Below are 14,289 nucleotides of genomic sequence, written 5' to 3' on the forward strand. Positions count from 1 at the left end.
ATGACCCTTAGCGCCAGCTTGATCGAGCAGGCCGCTGCTGACCTGCTCTGCGCCGGGCATGGCCAGAAGCGTGCCATTGCCGAGCGATACGCTGCCGAATGGGGCTGCAGCGTACAGACGTTGTACCGACAGGTATCGAAGCTGACCTGTTCGCTGAAGCCTCGCAAGCGCCGCAGTGATCGGGGCAATTCCGACTGGACTCAGCAGGAACTGGAACTGATTTCCGCTGTATTGCTGGAGTCGCGTCGCGGCACCGGCAAGCGCCTGGCCAGCATCGGCGAGGCCATCGACATGCTGCGCGCCAATGGCATGGTGCGCGGCGAGACTGTGGATACCGGCACCGGCGAGATCCGACTGCTGAGCGAGAGCTCGGCAGCCAAAGCTCTGCGTACCAACCGCCTGCACCCTGATCAGCTGTCGGCACCTGCACCGAAGGTGCAGCTGGCCAGTGAACACCCCAACCAGGTGTGGCAGGCCGATCCAAGCCTGTGCGTGCTGTATTACCTCAAGCGGCAGGACGGCCTGCATGCGATGCCGGCAAGCGAGTTCTACAAGAACAAGCCCAAGAACCTGGCTCGCGTGGAGAACGAGCGTGTCTGGCGCTACGTGTTCACCGATCACACCACCGGCGCCTTCTACGTGGAGTACGTGCTGGGCGCCGAGAGCGGCGAGAACCTGTGCCGCACCTTCATCAATGCCATGCAGTACCGCGGTGCGGCTGATCCGTTCTGCGGTGCACCGACGATGGTGATGGTGGACCCTGGCAGCGCCAATACGGGCGCGATGTTCAAGAATTTGTGCGCCGCCCTGGGCATCCGGATCTGGATCAATCAGCCAGGCCAGCCGTGGGCGAAGGGCCAGGTCGAAAAGACCAACGACCTGATCGAACGCAAGTTCGAGCACCGCCTTCGCTTCGACAACGTGCAGAGCCTTGAGCAGCTCAATGCATCGGCGTGGCGCTGGATGCGCAACTTCAATGCCACCGCTCAGCACACCCGGCACAAGTCCTCGCGTTACCAGGCGTGGATGACGATCAAGCCTGATCAGCTGCGCCTGGTGCCGGCGGCGGAGGACTGCATGAAGCTGGCGACCCGCGCCCCGGAACTGCGCAAGGTCAACCCACTGCTGCGTATCAGCTTCCTGGGCAAGACCTTTGATGTGTCCGGCGTGCCGGGCGTGATTGTGGGCCAGAAGCTGACCGTTGCCCGCAATGCCTTCGGCAGTGAATTCGGTGCGCAGGCACTGTTTACCGACGATGCTGGCCGCGACACCTGGTACACGATGGAGCCGCTGGAGGCGGACGCATACGGGTTCACCGGTGCAGTGGCCGTCGGCACATACCGCGCGCATGCCGATACGCCGGCAGACACGAACCGCAAGCGGGTCGAGCGCCTGGCGATGGATGCCGAGACCGACGAGCAGGCCAAGGCGCAGCGTAAAGCCAAGACCATGCCGTTCGGTGGCCGAATCGATCCCTACAAATCGGTGCAGCAGGCACCTGAGATTCAACACCTGCCGCGGCGCGGGCATCGGGTGGACGTTGCGGTCCCCGATGTGGTCGAGGCCCCTCGCTTCACGGTTGATTCGGTCACGCCCATCCGCGCGGAACTGCCGCCACTGAACCACGTGGAAGCGGCCATGCGCCTGAAGCCACTGCTGGAGGCGGCGGGTTCGGCTTGGACGGCGGATCACTATGCCCGCACCGCCCAGCGCTGGCCGGAAGGCCTGCCCGTAGATCAGGTCGAATCCTGGGCGCACACCCTGGCAACGCCGGAGCGTGGTGGCCTGCGCTTGGTGGAAGGAGGTGCAGCGTGATGGCTTCGCTCGACAGCATCAAGAAAGACGCACGCCTGATCCAAGAGCGCGACGGATTCGGTTACTGCCAGGCGCTGGAGATTGCTGCGCGAAAGGCCGGCTTCAACACCTATGCAGCTGCGAAGGCCGCCTTGCAGGGGCGGAGGACTCGCCGATGACGTTGCGTCTGAAGCGCCTGCTCACCGAGGCCGGCATCAAGCAGGGAGACCTGGCCAGTGCTGCAGGTCTGAGCCGTCCGGCCCTCAACGCCCTGATCAATCACGGCCAGTTGCCCACCAGCTGCGATCCGGCAGCGGTGCGCGCTGCCATCAGTTCCTGCCTGACCCAGCACGGCGTGACCGACGCCCACTGGCATGAAAAGGAGGGGCCGACGTGCGGGGTCACGCCAGCCCCGGTTTCCCCACCGCAAGACACCGATAACGACAACGACACTCACGACGAGGAAGATCCCATGCTACTGCGATTTCAGGCTTTGACTCCACAGGCCAAGCGTCACTTCGGCCTCACCAGCAATCCCTTCGCCGATCCGACCAGCGCCGAAGAGGTGTTCCTGTCGCCGGATATCCGCTATGTCCGCGAGAGCATGTACCAGGTGGCCCGCCACGGTGGCTTTGCTGCGGTGATCGGCGAAAGTGGCGCTGGCAAGAGCACGCTGCGCGAAGACCTGGTCGATCGCATCCAGCGCGAAGAGCAGGCGGTCATTGTGATCCAGCCCTACGTGCTGGCCAGCGAGGGCAGCGATGCAGTGGGCAAGACCTTGCGTAGCCACCATATCGCCGAGGCGATCATGGCCGCCGTCGCGCCGCTGGCCAAGCCCAAGAGCAGCCCCGAGGCCCGCTTCCGCCAACTGCACGAATCGCTGCGTGACAGCGCCCGCGCCGGCCACAGCCATGTGCTGGTGATCGAGGAGGCCCACAGCCTGCCGCTGCCGACGCTGAAGCACCTCAAGCGCTTCCGCGAGCTGAAGGACGGCCTGCGTCCGCTGCTGTCGGTGATCCTGATCGGCCAGCCTGAGCTGGGCGTGAAGCTCTCCGAGCACAACCCGGAGGTGCGCGAAGTAGTACAGCGCATCGAGATCATCACGCTGCCGCCGCTGGACAACGAGCTGGGCGCCTACCTGGCACACCGCTTCAAGCGCGCCCAGGTGCCGCTGGACAAGGTGGTGGACCAAGGTGCCATCGATGCACTGCGCACCAAGCTGGTTCCTTCGCGCGGCGCGGGGTCGCTGCTGTACCCGCTGGCGGTCCAGAACGCATTGACCGCCGCGATGAACCGCGCCGCTGATCTGGGCGTGCCGACCGTCACCGCTGACGTCGTGCGGGGGGTGTGAGATGCGCACGGATCTGACCACCGCGCTCCAAACCGCCCTCGGCCTTATCGCTGACGAACGCCAGCGGCAGATCGGCGAGAAGGGCTATTCCGCCGAGCACGATGACGAGCATGCACAAGAGGAGCTCGCTGCGGCGGCAGCCTTCTACCTGCTTCCGTCGTGGATGAACCAGGACGTTGTAAGTGTCGATGCGAACGGTGCGATGGAGATCGCGCCCCTCCAGCAGTTGGTCGCCGGCAGCGCATTCAACCCCAGCGCCTGGGAAGGCCTCACTCGACTCGAGGATGACCCTGAAGACGACGTTGATATCCGCATCCAGAACGTCGTTCGTGGCTTGGCTCTTGGCACTGCAGAGCTGGAGCGACTGCTGCGCCTTCGCGACAACCAGGAGGGCATCTGACATGGCAATCCGAACTGAGGGCTGGCCGGCCGTCGAAGGCATGGTGGTTGAACCGATGACGGCGCAGTGGCCGCTTGCGACGCGTGTTGTCGCGGTTCCCTTTGAAATGCAGGACCGTCCCGCACCGGTGAATGTGGACATCCTGCAGGTGGTGATCGTGCCGCGCGCCAACTGGGAGCGCATTACCGCGCATGTTCCAGCTGATGTGCTGCAGCGTGAGGGGGTGGCTCATGGTTGATTTCAATACCTCTGGGCCGCAGTACCTGCGCAGCTTCGCTTTTTACTTGATGCGCGATGCCGAGCTGCCCGTCCAGCAGGTGACGGTGATGCACCGGGACCTGTTCCGTCGCGCCGGTGTCGAGTGGCGCGACGGGCAGAGCATGGCTTCGCTGCTGGAGAGCCTCAACCTGCAGCAGCTGCGTGCGCTGGTCGACCAGTTGCGCGACGGCGATGACGACGAGGAGGAATGATGGCCGTTCCCACCCTCCAGCGTTGCCTCGGCCAGGTGCGCAACCGCCAGCGCCACAGTGCCCAGCACCCTCAGCGGAAGAAGTCCATCGGGACGCTGGTGCAGGACGGCCACACGTTCCCGACAGCGTCGCGTGTAGGAGACGTCCAGGTGCACGACCCTGAAACCGGGCGCGAGTACTCGGTCGAGGTCTGGATCCACAGCGGCGTGGTGGTGATCGCGCACAGCACCAGCAAGCGCTGGCTGCTGCAACTGGACGAGATTCTCGACCTGGCCATCGCCGCCGGCATTGATCGGGGGGCCATCTGACATGCAGCTGGCCCTGCTACCGCAAGAGCTGTCCCCACAGACCGTGCTTTTGCAGTTGCAGGGCCGTCGCGGCGCCGTCAACGGCATCACCGCCCGCGACCTGGTGCAGCAGATCACCTCACGTACCAGCACTGCCGACGAGCGCCGCCTGCGCCAGATCATCGAGCAGCTGCGGCGCGAGGGGCACCCGATCTGCGCCCACCCGGCTCACGGTTACCACCTTGCCGCCAGTGCGGCCGAACTGGACCGCGCCTGCACCTTCCTGGTCGGGCGCGCCATGACCTCCCTGGAGCAGGTCAGCGCGATGAAGCGCGTTGCGCTCCCGGATCTGTACGGACAACTCGGGCTGGACAAGCCCGCTACCGACGAGGAATCCAACCATGAACCATGAACGCAATTCCGACGTGCTGTATGCCGCCGCCAACACCGCACGCGAGCTGGAGAACAGCGGCGTCGAGATCCTGGGCCTGCACAGCAATGGCCGTCGCGCGGTACTGATCCTGGACCGCCCGCCGACGATGGTGGGTGGCCACCTCAAGCGCCGCCAGCCCAACGGCAGCGGCGGCCAGGACCGCGTGATGGCCGCCGAGTACCAGGGCGTGCAGCTGGAGTGGACCCAGCGTCCGCCGATGCTGAAGGAGGTGGCACATGGCTGACCGTGGCCAGTTCCTGGTAGTCCCGGCCGAGTGGGTGGGCGGTGACGCCTTCACCGATCCGGCCCCGGCCATCGCGGATGCCGAGGCACGCAGCAAGGTCGACGGCAAGCACCGCGCCGTGGTCTGCGTCGTCGCCCGCACCACGCCCAACCCGGCGCCGGTCATCGTGCTGACCCGCTCCGAGGCCGGCGTCACCCAACCGCAGGTGGTTCAGCCATGAGCGCCATCCCCAGCCCCGCGCTGCAGCATGCTATCGCCCTGTCGCTGGGCGGCAGCGTGGTCCGGTCTGACGACCTGATCGACCGGGTGATGGAGCACGGCTTCCAGTACCGCGGCTACGTGTCCAACGCGGTCGCCAAAGCGGTGCGATGCGGAATGATCCTGCGCGTTGGCGAAGGGCTGGCCCGCAACTACCGCCTCAACCCCGACTGGAAGATCGACCCGACGGCGTTGGCCGCCGCGCAGGCACAGCGCGTGCGCGGCACTCGGCCAGGTACGACAGGGACGCAGAAGGCCCAATCCGCTGCTGGCGGATACAAAGGCCCCGCCTTCGACAAAGGCCCGCTGACGCCCTCCATCGGCACCGTATGCCAGTCCCAGGAGGATCTGGAAGGTGAGCTGCCGCCTTACCTCGGTGGCCGCCTGGTCGATTCACTGCACAACCACTTCGATCGCATCTTCGGCGGGGTGGAGTGATGGCACGTACCGGCCGCCAGCGCTACGACCACCTGCGCGCGATGCGCTTTGCACTGTGGGCCCGTACGCAGAACCCGCGCCAGCTCACCCCACAGCGCATTTCCGGCCTGCTCGGCATCTCGCTGGATGCGGCCCGCCGCTGGCGCGCCGACTGGTTCACCGCCACCAGCCCGATCCACGTCGAAGGCGTCCCCGACGTCCTTCGGCCCACTCAACCGTTTGCCACCCCCGCCGCCCAAGGAGGCGCCCAATGACCCCATCCATTCCCGAAGGCTACCGCGAGGACCGTAACGGTCGGCTGGTACCCGAGGCACAGATCAAGCCGATCGATCTGGCCCGCGACCAGCTGGTGCAGGAGAAGATCGAGCGCGCCCTGCAGCTGCGCGAAGAACTGCGCACCTTCAAGGCGGACACCTTCGCTGACATTGCGGCCTTCGTGCAGCTCAGTGGCGAGCAGTACGGCGCCAAGATCGGCGGCGACAAGGGCAACGTGAGCCTGTACACCTACGACGGCCGCTACAAGATCCTGCGCGCCTGCCAGGACAGCATCCAGTTCGATGAGCGCCTGCAGGCGGCCAAGGCCCTCATCGATGAGTGCCTGAACGACTGGACAGAAGGCTCCCGTGCCGAGTTGCGCACCCTGGTCAACAGTGCCTTCAAGGTGGGCCAGGACGGCAGCATCAAGACCGGCGAGGTGCTCTCGCTGCATCGCCTCAAGTTCGATGATCCGCGCTGGCAGCAGGCGATGAAAGCAATCAGCGATGCGGTCACGGTGGTGGGCAGCAAGACCTATGTGCGGTTCTACGAGCGCGATGCACGCGGCCAGTACCAGCCGATCTCTCTCGACGTGGCGGGGGTCTGACATGCCGCAGATCCGAGATACCTGCACCTTCCGCTTCGATGGCGTTCGCGGTGCACTGAACGCCAACACCCTGGCGTTGGCAGTGGCGATCGCCGACCAGGCTGCACGGGCGGACGTGGAAATCCACGCGCCGGCCGTGGAGCTGGACGGGCTGCGCTTCTTCGACGCCACTTGCGGCAACATCCAGGGCGAAGACGCGACCGCTGCTCGCTATGCCATTCGCCAGGCGGTGCGCTACATCGAAGCGCGCGGGGACGTTTTCCCTTGGCGCCTGAAGCGCCATATCTCCCAGCCGGGCCTGCTGCACTTCGAAGAACGCACCGACCGCGAGGTGGCCACCACCGGGCCGCGTCATGCCTGCGTCAACTGCGACATGCCCACCGGTGCGCCCGAGTCGCCCATGTGCGGTCCCTGCGCCCAGCAGGCGGCAGGTGCGATGGCGTCTACCACGGCTGACGCGATCCGGGGCATGGACGGGCTCGACTTTGTGTGCAGCCTGCGCGACCCGCAGACGAAGCGGAACGTGGCCACGGCCATTGCTCGCCAGGTCGGGCATGGCATGGCCGAGAAGTGCGAAGCCCAAGCACAGGCTGCGCTGGACGCCATCCTCGCGCTGCTACTCCACCCACCTGTGCTGGTTTGGCAGGGCCCTTGCTCTATCAGTTTGACGAAGGAGGGTTGAAGTGTCCGACCATCAGACTGAGCGACGCTGGCCAGTGGCCGATCTGCCGAGCAGAACGGCCACCCGCATTATGTTCGCGACGGTCAGAATGGCGGTTTCGCGCCGCATGCCTTTATCAGCCCTACGAGCACTTCTACGGCTGATTCGGTCAGTAGATCAGGCCTGCAGCCGGGCATTCGCCCTGGCACGTCGGCGTCGCGCCTGAGTGTGAGCTTGATCAATGCAACGGAGAGCACTGAGTAGAGCTGGGCTCGAGTTTGATCATCCCATCTTGCTACGTCAGCAGCTGACAAATCACCGCCCCCATCAAGTCGCTCGAGCAACAACTGCCAGTTTTCCACACTCTTCGGCTTGTCATTGCCCATAAAACACGCTTGCAGGAACTCGTAAACCGCCTCGCCAAGTGTCTCTTCTTTCATGGATCCCTCGCTGTGTAGGTGTGGAGTGGTTGGCGCCGCCAGCCTACCAGCGAGGGATCCACCTCAAACAGGAGTCATCTCCGTGTTCGTACGTAACCTGACGCTGTTCCGCTTCCCACCCAGCACCGACTTCTCCGAAGTCGAATCAGTGTTGCCGTATGGCGTACTGAAGCCGGTTGGACCGCTGGAAATGAACTCGCGCGGCTTCATTTCCCCCTTCGGCCGTGAGGAGCAGGAACACCTGTCGTGCCGCCAGGGCGATTTCCTTTGGTTGACCGTGGGCGGCGAGGACAAGGTCCTGCCCAGCGCTGTGGTCAACCGTGTGCTGGAGACCCGTCTTCAGGTCATGGAACAGGAACAGGGGCGCCGACCTGGTGGTCGTGAGCGCAAGCGCATGAAGGACGACATCCTGCACGAACTGCTGCCCCAGGCCTTCGTCAAGAACAGCCGCCACGACGCCATCCTGGACCTTGCCCACGGCTATGTGGCCGTGGACACCTCCAGCCGCAAGGTGGGCGAGGCCTTCGTGTCCGATATCCGCGGCTTGCTGGGCAGCTTCCCGGCGATGCCGCTGAACGCCGAAGTCGCGCCGCGCTCGATCCTGACCGGCTGGATCGCTGGCGAGCCGCTGCCGGATGGTCTGTCCCTTGGCGAGTCCGCCGAGCTGCGCGATCCGGTCGACGGTGGCGCCAAGGTGCGCTGCAGCGACCAGGAACTGCGCAGCGACGAGATCGACAAGCACCTGGACGCTGGCAAGCAGGTCACCAAGCTGGCCCTGGTGCTGGAGGACGCGCTGTCCTTCGAGCTGGGCGATGACCTGGTGGTGCGCAAGCTGAAGTTCCTGGACGGCGCGCTCTCTCAGTTGGAGCAAGCCGACGACGACGGCCGCCGCGCCGAGTTCGACGCCCGCTTCGCCCTGCAGAGCGGCGAGATCCGCCGCCTGTTCCTGGTGCTGGAACAGGCCTTCCACCTTTCCAAGACCCCGTGAGGCCCAACATGACCATCAAGCGCTACCGAATTGAACGTGACTGGGGCGAAGGCCAGGTACAGCTGGAGATCGACCACGGCATCCTGACGCCGGAGCTGGCGACGGAAATCAACAAGTTCTGGACCGGTGCTGATGAGCGCCTCGACGAGGCCGATGGAGACGCAGTGCTCGCCGTCATCAAGATGGCGGGCGCCGAGTTCATGGGCTGGGTGCTGGACGTGAACTCCAGCTATTCGACCGAGGGCATGCAGCGCGAATTTGATCAGCTGGAAGGGTGGCCATCGCCACACGGGATCCGCCTCGTTGATTGGGACGACCGGCCTGACCTTGATCCCTGCCTCATGCAGGTTGAGGAAGTGGAGGTGCCGCATGGTTGAGAAGCTACACATCGGCGGCGTCGACCCTGACAAAGAGCACTGCATACGCTGTGGCTCCTGGTTCCTCGACACGGGCTGGGAGTGCAACGACTGCGGCTACGACAACATGCCGCACTACGGCGACCGAGCGAAGGTTCTGAGCGACAGCCAAAAAGGTAATGCTGATGCGCCGTGATCCGCTGACAAAGAAGTCCCAGGTGGCCGTCGTCGTGAAGGACGGTGGCCGTATCGTGCCTGGTGCACGCGACGGCCTGCTGCGGCTTCTCGATCGGACTGGCCAGGACGTTCCGGCTTGGCAGACCGCCCTCCGGGCCGCTCAAGGCACAGGGAGCAGGGCATGACCCGCGCTCGCAAGGTCGGCGACGGCCGTAACCGAGTACTGGCCGCGATCCACGCCGGTGCCAAGAAGCTCGGCCTCCCGGAGGAGGTCTACCGTGACCTGGTCGAGCGTGTATCCAGGGAGCACGGCATTGCCCAGCGCAGCGCCGGCAAGTGCGATCGCCGGCAGCTCGATGCGATCGCCAACGAGTTGCGCCGGCTGGGTGGCATCCCCGCCAAGGCAGCGTATGCAGCCAAGCGCTGGGCCGGTCGTCCCAAGGGCGACCTGTCCCCGCAGCTGTCCAAGATCGAGGCGCTGCTGGCCGATTCGGGGCGCGAGTGGGAATATGCACATTCGGTGGCACGCCACATGTTCAAGGTAGGACGCCTGGAATGGTGCAACCCGGATCAGCTGTCCAAAGTGATTGCCGCTCTTCAGATCGACGCCAATCGCCGTGCCCGGCGGGAGGCTCCTTCGGCATGAAGTCGATGGAGGCCCGCCGTCACGAACTCCTCAGTGAAATCGCCGAAGTGGTGGCGGGTTTGCTGGGTCGTGAGCACGCGCTCCCCACCGAGGTTGCTGACTTGGTGGGGGCAGCGGTGGCCGATAGCTTGGCCGAGCACTGGGGCGGACAGACCATCACGTACCCGAAGGACGCGCACTTCAAAGCTACGCAGCGGGAGATCGAGATCTTGCGGGCCTACCTCGCAGGCACCTCTACCGCTAAACTTGCACACGACACCGGTATGCACGAAAGAAGCATCCGTCGGTTGATTCGCCGGGCCCAGGCGCGGGCAGGCGGACTGGATCAGCTGGATCTGTTCGTCTGATTCAGGGATTGCGCCAGGCGCAACGGCTTTTCATATCGATCCGCCATTGTCAGCCTTCTTCCGGGGTCTTCCGGCTAGATATCTCGCAGCCCCCCCCGATATATCTCACCCCTGAACACGATTGGGTCCGAAGCAGATCCCTTACACTGGCCGCCTCTTCATCCCTGCCCACCCGATGAACCTTCCCCTGCACTTCGGCCTGCTCGGCACCCTGGAAGCGGGCGCCATTGCCCTGCTGGTCGGCCTGCTCGTGTACCTCCTGTGGTCGCAGCTGTGCCGCCTGCTGCGGTGGTCGATGGGGCACGCGATCGGCTGGTCCTGCGTCATCGCCGTGATCATCGCCGCCGGCATCGATGCGTGGAAGCTGTTCTACATGGGCATCGTGCGGCTGGAATCGCCGCTGTACGCGCGCATCTTCCTGGCCACCATCCACGATCCGAACGAACTTGGCAGCCGTGTGGTGCTGGAAATCGCCGGTGCGCTCGCCGGTGTTGCTCTTGCATGGGTGTTGTTCAGTTCGCGGTCATCGGAAAAAACCGTCGACTGACGCAGGTTTTTCGTTGCCTGCCGGTTAAATGCAGAGGCGCTGAATGCGCATCTTATGAGCCACTCACTTCACCCTAACCACCGCGCTAAAGCATGCGTGGAGGCCAGTGGTTAATCGCGCGTGTGGGCGCCGCTCGCGACGCAAAATCGATTCAGAAACGCGGTGGCAGGGTAGGTGCCGTGCGGAATCAACACGCCGCGCAACACCACCCAATCGGTAGGAGACACTCCTGATGACTATTCGCAACCGCAAGCCCCTGATCGCCCTGATCGTCGCCGCCGGCAGCGTGCTGGCCATCCCGGCGATGGCCCAGTCGGCCAAGCAGCAGGCCGCGCAGGCGCAGAACGAAGCCGCTCAGGCCCAGCAGGCGGCTGCACAGGCCGGCCAGGCCGCCGACCAGGCGACCAATGCGGCCGCAGCGGCATCGGCGCAGGCCAATGGCGGTGGCCAGACCTGGGCCAGCATCGATACCGATGGCAACGGCACCATCAGCAAGACCGAGGCGCAGGTGAACGCCGGCCTGGCCCAGGTGTTCGACCAGGCTGATACCAACAAGGACGGCGAACTGAGCGCCGATGAGTACAAGGCCTACGTGGCCGCCCAGCAGGCTGGTGCGGGTGGCGCAGCGCAGGGTGCGCAGGGCAGGTAAGTCCTGCATCGGGGCGTATGGGAACCCGGGCGGCTTCGGCCGCCCGGGTTTTTTCGTCACCATGGCCCCTGTATCCTTGGGCGATGAACACCCCCACGCCTGCGCCGTCGCGCGCCATCGGCCTGGTCGGTTTTGACGGTGACGATACGCTGTGGAAGAGCGAGGACTACTACCGCAAGGCCGAGCAGGATTACCTTGACCTGCTGTCGCGCTATGTCGACGTGCATGACACCCAGACCGCCCGCCACCTGCTGGAAGTGCAGCAGCGCCACCTGGGCACCTTCGGCTACGGCGTCAAGAGCATGACCCTGTCGATGATCGAAGCGGCCATCGACATCACCGGCCAGCGCATCGACGCGAAGGACATCCAGCGCATTCTGGAGATCGGCCACGACACCCTGCGCCACCCGGTCGAGCTGATCGACGGCGTGCGTGAAGCGGTGGCGGCCATCGCCGAGCACTACCCGGTGGTGCTGATCACCAAGGGCGACCTGTTCCACCAGGAAGCCAAGATCAAGGTCGCCAACCTGGCCGAGCTGTTCCCGCGCATCGAGATCGTCTCGGAGAAGGATCCGGAAACCTACGCCCGCGTGCTGGCCGAATTCGACCTGCCGATGCAGCGCTTCGTGATGGTCGGCAACTCGCTGCGCTCGGACATCGAGCCGGTGGTGACGCTGGGTGGCTGGGGCGTGCATACCCCGTACGCAGTGACCTGGGCCCACGAGACCCAGCATGGCGTGGCCGACGACGAACCGCGCATGGTCACTGCCGATACCGCCCACGACTGGCCGGCCGCACTGGCGGCGATCGAGGCCAAGGCCGCTGCGGCCTGACAGGGCCGGTCGGCTGCGGCAGAATCGGGGCATGAACCACCGACTGCGCGCGCTGATGTTGTTCCTGCTGCTGGCGCCGGCCACCGTGCTGGCCCAGCAGACCGCCGAGCGTTCGGCCACCTATGAAGTGGACACCGGCGACAGCTGGGTCGACGCCCAGCTGCAGGACATCAACCACTACGCCGAACGCTACCCCGACGCCTTCCTCGACGAAGTGTCGCGCTATGCCGACGTGCCGCGCGGCTACATCAGCGCGCTGTTCACCACCCACGGCTGGCAGGCAGGAGACATTTATTTCGCCTGCTTCTGGGCCAAGGCCAGTGGCCAGACCTGCCGCGACAGCGTGCGTGCCTTCAGCCAGGACCCGGAGGGCGGCTGGGAGGCGGTGGTCAAGCGCATGCCCACCAAGCCGGACAATCTGCACTACCGGGCTGTGCGCCATGCCATCGTGGCCAGCTACCAGCACTGGGACCGGCCGATCACCCTGGATGCCACGCTGAAGCGCCAGCTCAAGCGGTAGTGCCGGCCGCTGGCCGGCACCTGCACCATTCCAGGCATCCGGAGGTTGCCGGCCAGCGGCCGGCACTACCGGTTTCCTTATGTTGCTCTGCGTATCGCCGCCGCCGGGCGCTCCGGCGACAATACGGGTCCGAGCTGTTCCCCGTTCCCGCAATCGAGTGACTGATGAGCGCCTCTTTCGTTTCGCCTGATGTGATCCGCCGCCTGTTCGCGCAGGCCATGTCCCGCATGTACCGCACCGAAGTGCCGCTGTACGGCACGCTGGTGGAACTGGTGGAGCGGATCAACGCGCAGGTGCTTGCCCAGGACCCGGCGCTGGCCGCGCAGCTGCAGCGCAACGACGAGCGTGCGCGCCTGGATGAAGAGCGTCATGGCGCGATCCGCGTCGGTACCGTGCAGGAACTAGCGACACTGCGCCGCCTGTTCGCGGTGATGGGCATGTACCCGGTCGGCTACTACGACCTGTCGGTGGCCGGCGTGCCGGTGCACTCCACCGCGTTCCGCCCGCTGTCCGGCGCGGCGCTGGCGCAGAATCCGTTCCGCGTGTTCACCTCGCTGCTGCGCCTGGAGCTGATCGAAGACGAAGCCCTGCGTGCCGAGTCGGCGAAGATCCTCGCACGCCGCCGCATCTTCACCGACGGCGCGCTGGCACTGATCGACCAGGCCGAGCGTGACGGTGGCCTGGCGCAGGCCGATGCCGAGCGCTTCGTCGAGCAAGCACTGGAAACCTTCCGTTGGCACGGCGATGCCACGGTCGACCTGCCGACCTACCATGCGCTGCACAACGCGCATCGGCTGGTGGCCGACGTGGTCAGTTTCCGCGGCCCGCACATCAATCACCTGACCCCGCGCACGCTGGATATCGACGCTGCGCAGGCGGCGATGATCGAACACGGCATGGCGGCCAAGGCGGTGATCGAAGGCCCGCCGCGCCGCGCCTGCCCGATCCTGCTGCGCCAGACAAGCTTCAAGGCGCTGGAAGAGGCAGTGCATTTCCCGGACGCGGAAGGTGGCGATGCCGGCACGCATACCGCGCGCTTCGGCGAGATCGAACAGCGCGGCCTTGCGCTGACCCCGAAGGGCCGCGCGCTGTACGACCAGCTGCTGTCGCAGGCACGCGATGCCGGTGGCGAAGGCAGCACCGGCGGCGACTACGGCCAGCGCCTGCAGGCGGTGTTCGCCAGCTTCCCGGATGACCATGACACGCTGCGCCAGGAAGGGCTGGGCTATTACCGCTACCAGCTGACCGACGCCGGCCGTGCCGCGCCCGAGCGCGTGGCGGATCTGCCGGCTGAAGTGCTGGTGGCCGCCGGACTGGCCACGGCCGATCCGATCGTCTACGAGGATTTCCTGCCGGTCAGTGCCGCGGGCATCTTCCAGTCGAACCTGGGCGGCGAAGAACAGCGCGCGTATGCCGCGCACGCCAACCGCGAGGCCTTCGAGCAGGCGCTGGGCGTGGCGGTGAATGACGAGTTCGAAATCTACGAGCGGCTGCAGGCGGAATCGCTGGCGGCGCTGCGCGCCTGATCGGCACCGCTTTGGTGCGCGTGGTGGGTGCGGACCAAGGTCCGCACCCACTGGAAGCTGGT

The 14,289-nt window shown here is 65.5% G+C and carries 25 protein-coding genes; 24 read left to right on the top strand and 1 reads right to left on the bottom strand.

Translation table 11 applies throughout. The features are described 5' to 3' along the window. Genes N5D45_RS11240 through N5D45_RS11305 form a run of 14 tightly spaced genes read left to right on the top strand, consistent with a single transcriptional unit; the run spans window position 1 to window position 7,219 of the window. Window positions 1–1,815 carry a DDE-type integrase/transposase/recombinase gene (locus N5D45_RS11240; protein WP_197573170.1) on the top strand — a complete coding sequence of 605 codons (1,815 nt, stop codon included), beginning with the start codon at window positions 1–3 and terminating at the stop codon, window positions 1,813–1,815. Continuing rightward, a complete protein-coding gene (locus N5D45_RS11245; protein WP_197573171.1) occupies window positions 1,815–1,973 on the top strand; it encodes a hypothetical protein in 159 nt (52 codons plus the stop codon). Before N5D45_RS11240 ends, N5D45_RS11245 begins: the two co-directional genes overlap by 1 nt. Further along, window positions 1,970–3,145 carry an AAA family ATPase gene (locus tag N5D45_RS11250; protein ID WP_197573172.1) on the top strand — a complete coding sequence of 392 codons (1,176 nt, stop codon included), beginning with the start codon at window positions 1,970–1,972 and terminating at the stop codon, window positions 3,143–3,145. Before N5D45_RS11245 ends, N5D45_RS11250 begins: the two co-directional genes overlap by 4 nt. 1 nt (window position 3,146) lies before the next feature. Then, a complete protein-coding gene (locus N5D45_RS11255; protein ID WP_197573173.1) occupies window positions 3,147–3,545 on the top strand; it encodes a hypothetical protein in 399 nt (132 codons plus the stop codon). A 1-nt stretch (window position 3,546) separates the two neighbouring features. Further along, a complete protein-coding gene (locus N5D45_RS11260; RefSeq protein ID WP_008265702.1) occupies window positions 3,547–3,783 on the top strand; it encodes a hypothetical protein in 237 nt (78 codons plus the stop codon). Then, entirely contained in the window at window positions 3,776–4,015 is a 240-nt protein-coding gene (locus tag N5D45_RS11265; RefSeq protein WP_197573174.1) for a hypothetical protein, read from the top strand. The genes N5D45_RS11260 and N5D45_RS11265 overlap by 8 nt, the downstream gene beginning before the upstream one ends. Next, window positions 4,015–4,323, top strand: a complete 309-nt coding sequence (locus tag N5D45_RS11270; protein WP_197573175.1) for a hypothetical protein — start codon at window positions 4,015–4,017, stop codon at window positions 4,321–4,323. The genes N5D45_RS11265 and N5D45_RS11270 overlap by 1 nt, the downstream gene beginning before the upstream one ends. Before the next feature lies 1 nt (window position 4,324). Continuing rightward, window positions 4,325–4,714 (top strand): hypothetical protein, encoded by a 390-nt coding sequence (locus tag N5D45_RS11275; protein ID WP_024957596.1) that lies wholly within the window; start codon window positions 4,325–4,327, stop codon window positions 4,712–4,714. Continuing rightward, window positions 4,704–4,979: a hypothetical protein gene (locus tag N5D45_RS11280; protein WP_111111857.1), complete on the top strand. Its 276-nt coding sequence runs from the start codon at window positions 4,704–4,706 to the stop codon at window positions 4,977–4,979. Before N5D45_RS11275 ends, N5D45_RS11280 begins: the two co-directional genes overlap by 11 nt. After that, window positions 4,972–5,199, top strand: coding sequence for a hypothetical protein (locus N5D45_RS11285; RefSeq protein ID WP_164255574.1), 228 nt, complete (start codon window positions 4,972–4,974; stop codon window positions 5,197–5,199). Before N5D45_RS11280 ends, N5D45_RS11285 begins: the two co-directional genes overlap by 8 nt. Then, a complete protein-coding gene (locus N5D45_RS11290; protein WP_197573176.1) occupies window positions 5,196–5,675 on the top strand; it encodes a hypothetical protein in 480 nt (159 codons plus the stop codon). The genes N5D45_RS11285 and N5D45_RS11290 overlap by 4 nt, the downstream gene beginning before the upstream one ends. Then, window positions 5,675–5,929, top strand: a complete 255-nt coding sequence (locus N5D45_RS11295) for a hypothetical protein (RefSeq protein WP_049449803.1) — start codon at window positions 5,675–5,677, stop codon at window positions 5,927–5,929. The genes N5D45_RS11290 and N5D45_RS11295 overlap by 1 nt, the downstream gene beginning before the upstream one ends. Further along, window positions 5,926–6,537 carry a DUF3164 family protein gene (locus tag N5D45_RS11300; protein WP_111113888.1) on the top strand — a complete coding sequence of 204 codons (612 nt, stop codon included), beginning with the start codon at window positions 5,926–5,928 and terminating at the stop codon, window positions 6,535–6,537. The genes N5D45_RS11295 and N5D45_RS11300 overlap by 4 nt, the downstream gene beginning before the upstream one ends. 1 nt (window position 6,538) lies before the next feature. Beyond that, window positions 6,539–7,219 (top strand): hypothetical protein, encoded by a 681-nt coding sequence (locus tag N5D45_RS11305; protein WP_197573177.1) that lies wholly within the window; start codon window positions 6,539–6,541, stop codon window positions 7,217–7,219. A gap of 83 nt (window positions 7,220–7,302) precedes the next feature. Here the strand turns inward: N5D45_RS11305 and N5D45_RS11310 are convergent, their stop codons facing one another. Then, a complete protein-coding gene (locus N5D45_RS11310) occupies window positions 7,303–7,638 on the bottom strand; it encodes a hypothetical protein (protein ID WP_197573178.1) in 336 nt (111 codons plus the stop codon). A gap of 82 nt (window positions 7,639–7,720) precedes the next feature. Between N5D45_RS11310 and N5D45_RS11315 the strand changes: the two genes are divergently transcribed. The 10 genes from N5D45_RS11315 to N5D45_RS11360 all read left to right on the top strand — a co-directional run bounded on the left by N5D45_RS11315 (window position 7,721) and on the right by N5D45_RS11360 (window position 14,227). Further along, on the top strand, window positions 7,721–8,626 hold the full coding sequence (locus N5D45_RS11315; RefSeq protein ID WP_197573179.1) for a recombination-associated protein RdgC: 906 nt from the start codon (window positions 7,721–7,723) through the stop codon (window positions 8,624–8,626). An 8-nt stretch (window positions 8,627–8,634) separates the two neighbouring features. Beyond that, entirely contained in the window at window positions 8,635–9,003 is a 369-nt protein-coding gene (locus N5D45_RS11320) for a DUF2528 family protein (RefSeq protein ID WP_197573180.1), read from the top strand. Continuing rightward, on the top strand, window positions 8,996–9,178 hold the full coding sequence (locus N5D45_RS11325) for a hypothetical protein (RefSeq protein WP_197573181.1): 183 nt from the start codon (window positions 8,996–8,998) through the stop codon (window positions 9,176–9,178). Before N5D45_RS11320 ends, N5D45_RS11325 begins: the two co-directional genes overlap by 8 nt. A gap of 162 nt (window positions 9,179–9,340) precedes the next feature. Beyond that, window positions 9,341–9,805 carry a regulatory protein GemA gene (locus N5D45_RS11330; protein ID WP_279938957.1) on the top strand — a complete coding sequence of 155 codons (465 nt, stop codon included), beginning with the start codon at window positions 9,341–9,343 and terminating at the stop codon, window positions 9,803–9,805. Then, complete coding sequence (locus N5D45_RS11335; protein WP_158229107.1) at window positions 9,802–10,152, top strand: Mor transcription activator family protein; 351 nt, start codon at window positions 9,802–9,804, stop codon at window positions 10,150–10,152. The genes N5D45_RS11330 and N5D45_RS11335 overlap by 4 nt, the downstream gene beginning before the upstream one ends. Window positions 10,153–10,327: 175 nt before the next feature. Then, entirely contained in the window at window positions 10,328–10,699 is a 372-nt protein-coding gene (locus N5D45_RS11340) for a hypothetical protein (protein WP_049413267.1), read from the top strand. A 232-nt stretch (window positions 10,700–10,931) separates the two neighbouring features. Next, the gene (locus tag N5D45_RS11345; RefSeq protein WP_019662197.1) at window positions 10,932–11,348 is read left to right on the top strand and encodes an EF-hand domain-containing protein; all 417 of its coding nucleotides are present in this window, start codon (window positions 10,932–10,934) and stop codon (window positions 11,346–11,348) included. A gap of 83 nt (window positions 11,349–11,431) precedes the next feature. Beyond that, complete coding sequence (locus N5D45_RS11350) at window positions 11,432–12,181, top strand: HAD family hydrolase (protein WP_072169044.1); 750 nt, start codon at window positions 11,432–11,434, stop codon at window positions 12,179–12,181. 31 nt (window positions 12,182–12,212) lie between these two features. After that, window positions 12,213–12,701, top strand: a complete 489-nt coding sequence (locus N5D45_RS11355; protein WP_072169045.1) for a hypothetical protein — start codon at window positions 12,213–12,215, stop codon at window positions 12,699–12,701. Window positions 12,702–12,865: 164 nt separating this feature from the next. After that, window positions 12,866–14,227, top strand: a complete 1,362-nt coding sequence (locus N5D45_RS11360) for a VOC family protein (RefSeq protein WP_164193667.1) — start codon at window positions 12,866–12,868, stop codon at window positions 14,225–14,227. The last annotated feature ends 62 nt before the right edge of the window (window positions 14,228–14,289 follow it).

Origin of the sequence: Stenotrophomonas sp. GD03819 (assembly GCF_029841665.1) — a bacterium.
Taxonomy (GTDB): Bacteria; Pseudomonadota; Gammaproteobacteria; order Xanthomonadales; family Xanthomonadaceae; genus Stenotrophomonas; species Stenotrophomonas geniculata.

Excerpts from the sequence above, each read along its gene's own strand:
- N5D45_RS11240 (WP_197573170.1), top strand. The coding sequence starts at position 1 with ATGACCCTTAGCGCCAGCTTGATCGAGCAGGCCGCTGCTGACCTGCTC.
- N5D45_RS11245 (WP_197573171.1), top strand. The coding sequence starts at position 1,815 with ATGGCTTCGCTCGACAGCATCAAGAAAGACGCACGCCTGATCCAAGAG.
- N5D45_RS11250 (WP_197573172.1), top strand. The coding sequence starts at position 1,970 with ATGACGTTGCGTCTGAAGCGCCTGCTCACCGAGGCCGGCATCAAGCAG.
- N5D45_RS11255 (WP_197573173.1), top strand. The coding sequence starts at position 3,147 with ATGCGCACGGATCTGACCACCGCGCTCCAAACCGCCCTCGGCCTTATC.
- N5D45_RS11260 (WP_008265702.1), top strand. The coding sequence starts at position 3,547 with ATGGCAATCCGAACTGAGGGCTGGCCGGCCGTCGAAGGCATGGTGGTT.
- N5D45_RS11265 (WP_197573174.1), top strand. The coding sequence starts at position 3,776 with ATGGTTGATTTCAATACCTCTGGGCCGCAGTACCTGCGCAGCTTCGCT.
- N5D45_RS11270 (WP_197573175.1), top strand. The coding sequence starts at position 4,015 with ATGGCCGTTCCCACCCTCCAGCGTTGCCTCGGCCAGGTGCGCAACCGC.
- N5D45_RS11275 (WP_024957596.1), top strand. The coding sequence starts at position 4,325 with ATGCAGCTGGCCCTGCTACCGCAAGAGCTGTCCCCACAGACCGTGCTT.
- N5D45_RS11280 (WP_111111857.1), top strand. The coding sequence starts at position 4,704 with ATGAACCATGAACGCAATTCCGACGTGCTGTATGCCGCCGCCAACACC.
- N5D45_RS11285 (WP_164255574.1), top strand. The coding sequence starts at position 4,972 with ATGGCTGACCGTGGCCAGTTCCTGGTAGTCCCGGCCGAGTGGGTGGGC.
- N5D45_RS11290 (WP_197573176.1), top strand. The coding sequence starts at position 5,196 with ATGAGCGCCATCCCCAGCCCCGCGCTGCAGCATGCTATCGCCCTGTCG.
- N5D45_RS11295 (WP_049449803.1), top strand. The coding sequence starts at position 5,675 with ATGGCACGTACCGGCCGCCAGCGCTACGACCACCTGCGCGCGATGCGC.
- N5D45_RS11300 (WP_111113888.1), top strand. The coding sequence starts at position 5,926 with ATGACCCCATCCATTCCCGAAGGCTACCGCGAGGACCGTAACGGTCGG.
- N5D45_RS11305 (WP_197573177.1), top strand. The coding sequence starts at position 6,539 with ATGCCGCAGATCCGAGATACCTGCACCTTCCGCTTCGATGGCGTTCGC.
- N5D45_RS11310 (WP_197573178.1), bottom strand. The coding sequence starts at position 7,638 with ATGAAAGAAGAGACACTTGGCGAGGCGGTTTACGAGTTCCTGCAAGCG.
- N5D45_RS11320 (WP_197573180.1), top strand. The coding sequence starts at position 8,635 with ATGACCATCAAGCGCTACCGAATTGAACGTGACTGGGGCGAAGGCCAG.
- N5D45_RS11325 (WP_197573181.1), top strand. The coding sequence starts at position 8,996 with ATGGTTGAGAAGCTACACATCGGCGGCGTCGACCCTGACAAAGAGCAC.
- N5D45_RS11330 (WP_279938957.1), top strand. The coding sequence starts at position 9,341 with ATGACCCGCGCTCGCAAGGTCGGCGACGGCCGTAACCGAGTACTGGCC.
- N5D45_RS11335 (WP_158229107.1), top strand. The coding sequence starts at position 9,802 with ATGAAGTCGATGGAGGCCCGCCGTCACGAACTCCTCAGTGAAATCGCC.
- N5D45_RS11340 (WP_049413267.1), top strand. The coding sequence starts at position 10,328 with ATGAACCTTCCCCTGCACTTCGGCCTGCTCGGCACCCTGGAAGCGGGC.
- N5D45_RS11345 (WP_019662197.1), top strand. The coding sequence starts at position 10,932 with ATGACTATTCGCAACCGCAAGCCCCTGATCGCCCTGATCGTCGCCGCC.
- N5D45_RS11350 (WP_072169044.1), top strand. The coding sequence starts at position 11,432 with ATGAACACCCCCACGCCTGCGCCGTCGCGCGCCATCGGCCTGGTCGGT.
- N5D45_RS11355 (WP_072169045.1), top strand. The coding sequence starts at position 12,213 with ATGAACCACCGACTGCGCGCGCTGATGTTGTTCCTGCTGCTGGCGCCG.
- N5D45_RS11360 (WP_164193667.1), top strand. The coding sequence starts at position 12,866 with ATGAGCGCCTCTTTCGTTTCGCCTGATGTGATCCGCCGCCTGTTCGCG.